Origin of the sequence: Borrelia persica No12 (assembly GCF_000500045.1) — a bacterium.
In the GTDB taxonomy this organism is placed as follows: Bacteria; Spirochaetota; Spirochaetia; order Borreliales; family Borreliaceae; genus Borrelia; species Borrelia persica.
Genome location: NZ_AYOT01000129.1, coordinates 1 through 3,016 on the forward strand (window position 1 = coordinate 1; position 3,016 = coordinate 3,016).

At 25.6% G+C, this 3,016-nt stretch carries 2 protein-coding genes and 1 pseudogene; all 3 read left to right on the plus strand.

The window, feature by feature from the left end:
- Positions 1 to 472 precede the first annotated feature (472 nt).
- Positions 473 to 574 (plus strand): annotated as a pseudogene (locus U881_RS13730) (hypothetical protein); the annotation flags it as partial.
- A 905-nt stretch (positions 575 to 1,479) separates the two neighbouring features.
- Positions 1,480 to 2,325: a complement regulator-acquiring protein gene (locus tag U881_RS0102590; protein WP_024653138.1), complete on the plus strand. Its 846-nt coding sequence runs from the start codon at positions 1,480 to 1,482 to the stop codon at positions 2,323 to 2,325.
- Between the two features lie 395 nt (positions 2,326 to 2,720).
- Positions 2,721 to 2,855, plus strand: a complete 135-nt coding sequence (locus U881_RS13510; protein WP_268744148.1) for a hypothetical protein — start codon at positions 2,721 to 2,723, stop codon at positions 2,853 to 2,855.
- Positions 2,856 to 3,016 lie beyond the last annotated feature (161 nt).

A 3,016-nucleotide genomic window follows, 5' to 3' on the forward strand; every position in this document is an offset into this window, starting at 1 on the left:
GTACTGTTACTAAATAAAAATAATATAAATATATCATTCAATGATAAAGTCAATTAAGGGAAACATTTTTTTCTTTATTATGAAAATTGTTTTCCTTTTTGGCATTTTGGTGTGTCTCTTTATTAAAGATTTATCATTTTTTTATTTGGTAAGTATATTTTTTAATTCTTGATTTATTTATTTTTGTTTTGTTGGCTATCTAAAGTATAAAGATAAAGAAAAAAAATAAGGAGGCAAGAAAGGAATGAAAGAAATAAAAGAGATAGAAAATAGAGGGAGGGGAAGAGAGAGAAGGGGAAAGGAAAAGAAGGATTAGTGGAGTTATTAAGATGAGTATGGTGGTGATGATGGTGGGGGATGGTGGGATGTGGAAAGAAGTAAGCAATCAGGAGCTCAGAAGGGAGTTGGGAGTGGGTTAAGTGGTGCGATAATGATTGAAGTTGGGAGGAGTTGCTGAGAATGCTTTTTTGCTTTTTTGGAATTAGTTTTGGATGTTTTGAGCTTTACTGCAAAAACAACTACGAAGAAAGAGGATGTAGGAAGTTATTTTAGTGTTCTAGGTAGTAAGATTTGAGAAACATCAAGAGAGTTAGAAGAAGTAGCAAAAAAATCAGAAACAGGTGGTGATAAAAGCGATTCGTCCAAAAATTCAATTAGAGAAGTAGTTAAAAGAAGCACTTCTCTGATTCTTTGTTAGATATATAGGGAAGCTGTTTCCTTATTAAATTAAGTAATTTCAATGTCTTTTTCATTCATTTGTGTTTTTCTTTTGAATTAAAGTAGTAGGAAGAAAGAAATGAAGGAAATTTTTTTTAAAAGAGAGAATAGATCTAGTCTTTTTTTGTTCTTTATTAGGAAGCAGAGAAGATGTTTTCTTGTTAACTTAGGTTATGTACTATAGATAGTAATATTACGAATACTATCTATAAGTATAGACTATGTGTGTTATAAATTTATTCTTAAAAAAAGAATTTTGGCTTACTTTTATTTAAGTTTTATTTTATAGCAGTTAAATGTAACTTTAAGCTTCATGCGCGCTTTCATTAATCAATTTTGAAAAAGCAGCCAATATACTGAAACCCTTGTTGAGCAATATACTTGTTAATAGTATATACCCTAAAGAAAAAATATTCAATAATATATATTTTAATAACCAATTACTAAAATTATAAAAAAAATATAGATTAATATCGATTAGTATAATTCATATTAATATTCTAGATTTATAACCGAGCAATATTAATATAAAAACAAAAGAGTTTAAATTGAAAAAATAATAATTATAATAGTGTAAAAATGTACCATGTATTTTTTAATAGAAAATGGATAATAAGTAAATAATTTTAGAGTAAAAATGTAAAAAAATAAATAATTTTTATTAAAATATTTTGTATTTTAGATAAAGTGATATATATTATTAATTAATAATCATTATTATTTCATAATAGTGATTATTAATTCTAAAGAAGGAGAATATTTGTGAGAAAAAATTTATTTATATTATTAATTTTAGGATTAATATCTTGTAATCTAGATTCTAGATTATTGGGTCATAAGAATAATCAAGGAAGAATCGAAAATTCTTTAAAAGATGTTGAAAATGGTGTTCAAGGTGATGAACCAACAAAAGAAGATGTTGTTAATAAAGTTTCTGTTAAAAAAGTAATAGTAAGAGGAGATTCTGTAATAAGAGATGAGAAAGAGGAATTAATATCTGCCCTTATAAATGATATTGATAATGTTATGGGATTAGTAAATCAAGATAAGGTTGAAGTTGAAGATGCAAGTCAATATGGTATGAAAGATGAAGTGTTTAAATTAGTGTTAAATACTGTTAATAATAAGACATTAGATCATGATGATAACAAGGAAGTAAGAAGATTATTTTATTCCTCTTTGCTATACAATAAGGAGAGAATAAAAGATTTTGCAGAAATTCTTAAAAAGATAGGATCGGATAATATAAATAAGGGTACATGGATTGAAGATATAATGAATACTGTAGTAGGGCATCTTCAATTTGGTTTTGAAAGAGTAATTAATAAATTAGAAGAGAATAGAAATAAACTTGATAAATTGAGTCTTGTTGATTTAAGAGAAATCAAATTCAAGCTTGAAGAAATTCAATTACAAAAATTGAATTGGAGGAAAGCTGTAAATAGTCTTGTTGCATCTTATAAAGCTAAGACAGATGGAATTGATTCTGATAGTAAGAAATTTATAGAGCATATTGAGAGAAGATATAAAGATCTTATTAAAGTTAAAATTTTTGGGATGCAAGCAGTATCTAATAGGATTATATCTATTCTAGATACAATTAAGTGATTTTATAATCATTTATTATAATAATTTAAAATAGAAAGGAAGGTAGAATTAGTAGTCTATCTTCCTATATTTCTGTTTGTAGAAATGCATTTAGGTGAATTTGGTAGGAAAAATTGATTTAATATGTGTTATGAATAAAAAAAGAATTTTTGGTTTATCAATAATAAAAGAAAGAAAAGGTCTTTTGTTGATAGTGAAAAAGAAAATTCTAACAAAAATATTACTGTTGATGAAGAAGATAGAGAAGAAGATGATGATAAGAAAGAGGAAGTAGAAGAAGTATTATTAGTAAATGAGGAAGAAGAAAAAATAGAAGGTGAAGATAATAAAGAAGTAAAAGAAAAGAAAAGAATGTAAAAGGTTTAAAAGTTAAACTTCTTCAGGATAAGAATGATGTGGATGATGCACTTTATTGGATTAAAACAATAAAAGAAAAAAAGCAGCAATCAGATGTAATGAGTGAGATTTTGGCGATCTTGGGAGATATTGTTAAGTTACAAAAGATTATTTTACAAGAAACTAAGGCTTAATGATATAAGTAAACTCTTAGACGACTCTCGACAAATGGTACTCAGCATTATGAGAGATTCATATAAATATGATGAAAAATTGTTATTAGAATTGGAAAAAAATTTCAAGAAGTAAAAAGCTTTTTAGAAAAGTTTTTTACATAAAAATAAAAAATAAAATA